This window comes from Acidimicrobiales bacterium, assembly GCA_036273495.1.
Lineage (GTDB): Bacteria > Actinomycetota > Acidimicrobiia > Acidimicrobiales > JAJPHE01 > DASSEU01.
The window spans coordinates 1-5,752 of the sequence record DASUHN010000086.1 but is presented as its reverse complement, the minus strand read 5'-3'; the positions used below and the strand labels follow the sequence as shown (position 1 = coordinate 5,752).

At 70.0% G+C, this 5,752-nt stretch carries 6 protein-coding genes; 2 read left to right on the top strand and 4 right to left on the bottom strand.

All coding sequences use genetic code 11. The features are described from left to right. Positions 1-160 precede the first annotated feature (160 nt). The gene (locus tag VFW24_03460; GenBank protein ID HEX5265807.1) at positions 161-1,489 is read left to right on the top strand and encodes a PPC domain-containing protein; all 1,329 of its coding nucleotides are present in this window, start codon (positions 161-163) and stop codon (positions 1,487-1,489) included. 53 nt (positions 1,490-1,542) lie between these two features. Here VFW24_03460 and VFW24_03455 read toward each other — a convergent pair whose 3' ends face one another. After that, entirely contained in the window at positions 1,543-2,901 is a 1,359-nt protein-coding gene (locus VFW24_03455; protein ID HEX5265806.1) for an NAD(P)/FAD-dependent oxidoreductase, read from the bottom strand. Positions 2,902-3,022: 121 nt separating this feature from the next. Here VFW24_03455 and VFW24_03450 point away from each other — a divergent pair, with 121 nt between their 5' ends. Further along, positions 3,023-3,622: a TetR/AcrR family transcriptional regulator gene (locus VFW24_03450; GenBank protein ID HEX5265805.1), complete on the top strand. Its 600-nt coding sequence runs from the start codon at positions 3,023-3,025 to the stop codon at positions 3,620-3,622. Between the two features lie 22 nt (positions 3,623-3,644). Here VFW24_03450 and VFW24_03445 read toward each other — a convergent pair whose 3' ends face one another. The 3 genes from VFW24_03445 to VFW24_03435 form a co-directional block, all read right to left on the bottom strand. Beyond that, positions 3,645-4,256 carry an HAD family phosphatase gene (locus VFW24_03445; GenBank protein HEX5265804.1) on the bottom strand — a complete coding sequence of 204 codons (612 nt, stop codon included), beginning with the start codon at positions 4,254-4,256 and terminating at the stop codon, positions 3,645-3,647. A gap of 132 nt (positions 4,257-4,388) precedes the next feature. Next, positions 4,389-5,273 (bottom strand): HAMP domain-containing sensor histidine kinase, encoded by an 885-nt coding sequence (locus VFW24_03440; GenBank protein HEX5265803.1) that lies wholly within the window; start codon positions 5,271-5,273, stop codon positions 4,389-4,391. 333 nt (positions 5,274-5,606) lie between these two features. After that, positions 5,607-5,752: helix-turn-helix domain-containing protein (locus VFW24_03435; protein ID HEX5265802.1), on the bottom strand; the 146-nt coding region annotated here is incomplete at its 5' end.

Below are 5,752 nucleotides of genomic sequence, written 5' to 3'. Positions count from 1 at the left end.
AAACCGGCCCTGGACGTCCCACCTCCGCTGACGGCAGAGACCGGGCCCGGCTCCGGCCGACGCGCCGCGTCGGATTAACCGATTGGTAACGGCCGACACATATCGGCGACACATCCGCCCGCCATGGTTGCCACCGGACCGAAGAGGAGGTTGGGGACAGTTGGGGACCAGGCTGGGGACCAAGGCGCGCCGAACGGCGCTCGGCGCCGCGCTTCTGGTGTTGGGAAGCGGTATCACCACCGTGGCGGCCAGGGCGGTCAGCCCGGCCATCAACCTCGGGCTCGGGCAGTCAGCGTTCTGGAACGGGGCGTACGTCGCCTCGGCGTACACCGATCTCCCCGGTGCGGCGGCATGCCAGGTCGAGCAGTGCTTCGACTACCCGGTCAAGGTTGCGGCGGGGGGATGGCGCCTCCGGGTGGCCATCGACATACCGGACCGTACCAACGAGTTCGAGCTCGACCTTCTCGATCCGAGCGGTACGCAGCAGGCCAGCGTGTCGAATCCTGGGGAGAGCCAGTTCGACAACGAGCTCTATGTCACGCACCCGGTCGCAGGGACCTGGACGGTCCGCGTCGTCCCGCAGATGGCCCAGGACTCGGCCTTCCGCCTGCGGGCCAAGCTCGAGTCCGGCCCGGTGACCTACAAGCAAAAGACCCTGCTGCCTCCCGATCTCCAGGTCACGCCACCGTACGAGTTCACCTTCGTGGCCCCGGCCAACCCGGCCAACACCGCGGCGCCGGACTCTGCCAACCCGCCCTTGTCGGTGGCGGGTGAGGCGCCGCTGTCGTGCACTCCGGACGAGACCCTGAACGTCGGTCCCACCTTCGTGCCCGGGTCGTACCACCCGAACCGGTGCCTGCGCTTCACGACCGGCCCGCGCGACGCTGGTCCGGGACCGTTCGAGATCGAGTACAACCCCTCGGCGGCGGGCTTCGGTGTCACCACACCCGGGCAGGCCTTCCAGCGGGTGTACTACAGCGACGGGACTTCGTTCCTGCGCCCGGCGGGACAGTTCCAGTTCCACGCCGTCCACGGGCATTACCACTACCTGGGCTTCCTCAAGTTCCAGCTCTATCACGTGGGAGCCACCCACGCCCTCACCCCGGCGGGGTCCGGGACCAAGATCGGACTATGCCCGGCAGACGAGCTGTTCGCCGACTGGCACAACTTCAACCAGGAGAACACGACCACGTTCACCGCCAACTGCGGCTACCAGCCGGGTGACGCCACCCTCGGGCTCAACGTCGGCTGGGGAGACGTCTACCGGTGGCAGCGCCCCGGCCAGTACGTCGACTTCTCCCGGGACGGTGACGGCTACTACCTCCTGCAAGTGACGGTGAACGCCTCGAACCTGGTGCTCACGGTGCCCCACGACCAGAACGTGGGCTACGCCTACATCCACGTTGTCGGCAACCGGGTCGGCATCATCGAGCGGGGCCAGGGCAACAGCCCGTGGGACCCGGCCAGGAAGGTGTTCACCGACCAGTAGCCGGCTGAGCAGGACGCCTACCTCGAATTGGGGCCGGCGGCCGTCCCCGGGTTCTACGCGGTGGACATCGCACCCGGCAGGGCGCTGTCCTCGGGGGCCACGTGCTCCAAGGCCCGGTAGGTCGGCTGGCGCCGAACCCGCCGGCGGGAGCGTTCTTGGGCCATGACCTGTTTCAGCTCGGCACCGATCCGGCGGACGCCCGTCTGTCGCGTGGCGGCCAGCCGGGCGGCGGCAGCGAGGGCCCGTCGGGGAGTGAAGAGCTGCGACGGTGGGAGCTGGTGGTCCATCAGCTGGAGGAACCGGTCAGCTCCGCCAGGACGCTCGACCACCTGGCGGATCATCTCCCGCACAAGTGCCGGCGTCGGCCCCGGCGCTCCCATGTCCCCGGCAAACCAGTACATCTCCCACGCGTCCTCGTCGCGCCACTCGGCCCAGGCGTTGAGGCGCTGATCGACGGTCCCGTCGGTCAACCCGGCGGTGATGGCGGGGACGAGGTGCTCCACCTGCCGAAAGGCGTCGGAGATCCCCTGACCAGGGGTCGGGTCCTTGAAATGGCCGGCGTCACCGACCAGGACCCACCCGGGTCCCGTCGCTTCGCGGAAGTATCCGTGCCAGCGGGCCATGGCCCGCACCGGCCCGACCAGCCCCGCTCCGTCGACCACGTCGGCGACTTCGGGGAAGCCACCCAGGCCCTCGGTCAAGGCGGCGGCGGTATCGGACAGGTAACGCGCCTTGTCAGCCAGAGAGGGAACCAGCGCCACCAGGAACAGCTCCCCATCGGTGGGCGCGGCCAGCATCCCGACGTCGCCCGCCTTGCCGATCCACAGACGGGCCGGAGGGTTCCGGACGCCGTCGAAGTAGCCCCACACGAACAGCCGCCCCGGTGGGGAGGCGTGGTACTCACGGGATCCGGCCATTCGGGCCACCCCTGAGTGGGGACCGTCGGCGCCCACGACCAGGGAGGCCGAGATCCGCCCCGCCGGGGTCTCCACCCCGCCGACCCGGCCGTCATTCCTGACCAGGCCGGTGGCCGCGGTCGTCGGGCGGAACTCGGCCCCGGCGTCCACCGCCGCCTCCACCAGCTGCTGGTCCAGGCTGGCCCGCCTTATGCACCACATGGGCGCCCCCGACTGGGCCACGAAGCCGTCCGAGTAGTCGATCACCACCCCGTCGATGTCGATCTTGGCCTGGGTGATCGGGGGCGCACCGATGGCCCGGACCCGCTCCGCCAGACCCATCCGTTCGAGGGCGGCGACCCCGTTGGGCTGGATGGCGTGCGTGGACGGCACCTCGCTCGGGAACCGGGCCCGATCGATGAGGCAGACCCGCAGGCCCTCCCGGGCCAGCAGCATCGCGAGCGGCGCCCCGGCACAGCGGGCCCCGACCACCACCACGTCGTAGGAGTCCGGCACGGTCCCTCCCCAGTTATCTAGTCACCGGTAAGATAGGAAAAGGAGGGGGATTTTGTCAACGTCAAGATCCAGCCCGACGCCCCGATCCAAGCCGTATCACCACCGCCACCTGCGCCAAACGGTGATCGAGTCGGCGCTGGCGGAGATCGAGGCGGTAGGGCCGACCCGGCTCAGCATGCGGGAGATCGCCCGGCGGGCGGGTGTGTCCCACGCCGCCCCGGCCCACCACTTCGGGGACAAGCAGGGCATCTTCACGGCCATCGCCACCGAGGGCTATGACCTTCTGCGCAGCTACACCGACCCACACCTCGGTGCGCCCAACGCCCTCCTGAACGGCGGCCTGGCTTACATCGGCTTCGCCTTCCGTCACCGGGCCCATTTCGAGGTGATGTTCCGGCCCGACCTGTACGACGCCGAGGACCCCGGCCTACAGAGGGCGCGCATCCAGTCCTTCGAGAGCCTCTACCGCGCCGTCGAACAGGGCCTGGGTACCGAGCAGCCCGACAGGGTCATGGGCACCGCCATCGCCGCCTGGTCGGCCGTCCACGGGTTCGCTGCCCTGGCGCTGAGCGGCAACTTCCCTCCTCATCTGACCGAGAACCCCGACTCTCTGGCGTCGCAGGTCGTCGACGGACTCGTCGCCCTCGGCGCCATTACCCGCGACCAGGCGTCATCCGGCCTGCCACGCATGGAGGGCTTCGGGATCGACCTGAACTCCTGACCGGCGCGGCAGAACCGCGGCGTCAGAGCACCCCGGCTTCGACGAGTGCCGCTCGCGCCTGGTCGACGCCTCTCGTCTGGCGAGCCTGCATGCCGGCGGCGTGCGCCGCCTCGACATTGGGAGCGTTGTCGTCCAGGAAGAGGACGTCCTCGGGAGCCACGTTCAACGTCTCGCACACGTGGCTGAAGACCTCGGGATCGGGCTTCACCAATCCCATCTCGAAAGAGAGAAAGCGATGGTCGAACACGTCGACGAGCCAGAGCGACCCGCGATCCTCCCAGTGGGTCCGGTTGGTGTTGCTCAGGCAACCCACGGTCCGGCGGGCCCTGACCTCTCGCACCAGCGCTTCGGCGCCCGGCAACGGCCCCCCGACCCAGCTCCGAAACCCCGACAGGAACTCCCCCGGACTCAGGCGCAGCCCCCAGTCGGCGACTACGCCGGCGGCGAAGGACTCGGCCGAGCACCCGCCCCGCTCGAAGGCGCGGACCCACGGGCAGGCCAGCCACCGCGCCCACAACTCCTCGCCCGAGTCGATCCCGGAGTGCTGGCGCACCGGTTCCACCCCGCCGAAGTCCACCAGCACACCGCCGAGATCGAACAGGACGACCCGAATACCCGTCCCTGTCTCAGGCATCCGCGATGTCCTCCCCCGCCGCCACGAGCTCTTTGAGGGCAGGTCGGGTCGGGCCGCATGCACCGGGGTGGGAGCCGCGTCCACATCCACGCCGTCGCCCGGCGCTCTTCCCGGGCTCGCAGCCGACCCTGCTCACCCGGTCAAGAGCGGACGCGCCGCGGGCAGGCGAACGGTAAAGCAGCACCCGCGCTCCTCGTTGTCAACGTCGATCTGACCGCCGTGCGCGGCCACCAGTCCCTGGGCGATGGCCAGTCCCAGCCTCGCCCTGCCGCCCAGGGCCGGGGCTACGGGCGAGGTCCCCGCGGTAGCCGACATCGAAGACCCGCTCGAGATCCACCTCGGGTATGCCTCCGCAGCCGTCGCGCACCCGAACGACCGCCTGATCTGGTCCCGCCTGGGCGTCCACGGATATCTCCCCGCCGGCGGGCGTGTGGCGGAGGGCGTTGTCGAGCAGGTTGCGCAGGACCCGGAGGAACTCGGTCGGGGCCACCGACACCTGACATCCCTGTCCGGGACGTGGCCGCGGAGATTGATCTGCCGGGCCTCAGCGGCCGGCGCGGCGACGGACAAGGCGTCGGAGACCAGGTCCCCGAGCGAGGCGGCCTCCACCCGCAGGTTGGTGAGCCCGTCGTGGATCCGGCTCAGCCGGAACAGGTCGTCCACCATGCCGCTCAGGCGGTCGACCTCCGTCCCGATGATCTCGTGGTAGCGCCTCACAGTCACGGCATCGGTCACCACCCCGTCCTGCAATGCCTCGATCACGGCCCGGATCCCGGCCAGAGGAGTACGGAGGTCATGCGATATCCACGCCACCAGCTCCCGCCGGGAGGCCTCGAGGGAGCGTTCGCGCAGGATCGACGCGTGCAGCTCCTCCCCTACCCGGTGCAGCTGGGTGGCCAGGGCCGAAAGCTCGCGGGTCTGCACCGGTTCGGCGGGCGGCATCCGGGACGACTGCTGGCCGAGGCCCGCCGCCATCCGTCCGATGACCAGGACGCCCCTGTTGAGGCGCGAGGCCATGAGAAGCGCACCCACAACCGCCACTGGGGCCGGCCGCCGCGAGAATGATCAGGATCGCTCTGGCGTCCGACGCCGACAGGAACATCTGCCAGCTCGCGACCAGCACGCCAGCCGCGACTCCGAGGACCGTCGTGGTCGTTCCCGCCCACAGGTGTACAGCCAGAGCCCGGCCGGCCAGCCGGTTGAGGAGCAGTCCACCGGCCACTAACAGCACCAGTGACGATCCCGCCGCCAGCGCCACCACCTCCGTGGCGGCGCCCATATCGTCCCCCAGGGCCAGGGCCAGGCACCATGCGACGACCAGGCCGGCCCCGCCGAGCACGAGCAGCCTCCTCACGGCTCGAACCGGTAGCCGAGGCCCCAGACGGTCACGATCCGGGTCGGATGCGACGGCTCGACTTCGATCTTCTCGCGGAGGCGCCGGATATGGACGGTGATCGTTGTGGTGTCACCGTAGGCCCAGCCCCACACTGCCTTCA

Bases quoted from the DNA above. Each gene is read 5' to 3' on its own strand.
- VFW24_03445 (HEX5265804.1), bottom strand. From the start codon at position 4,256: ATGCCTGAGACAGGGACGGGTATTCGGGTCGTCCTGTTCGATCTCGGC.
- VFW24_03440 (HEX5265803.1), bottom strand. From the start codon at position 5,273: ATGGCCTCGCGCCTCAACAGGGGCGTCCTGGTCATCGGACGGATGGCG.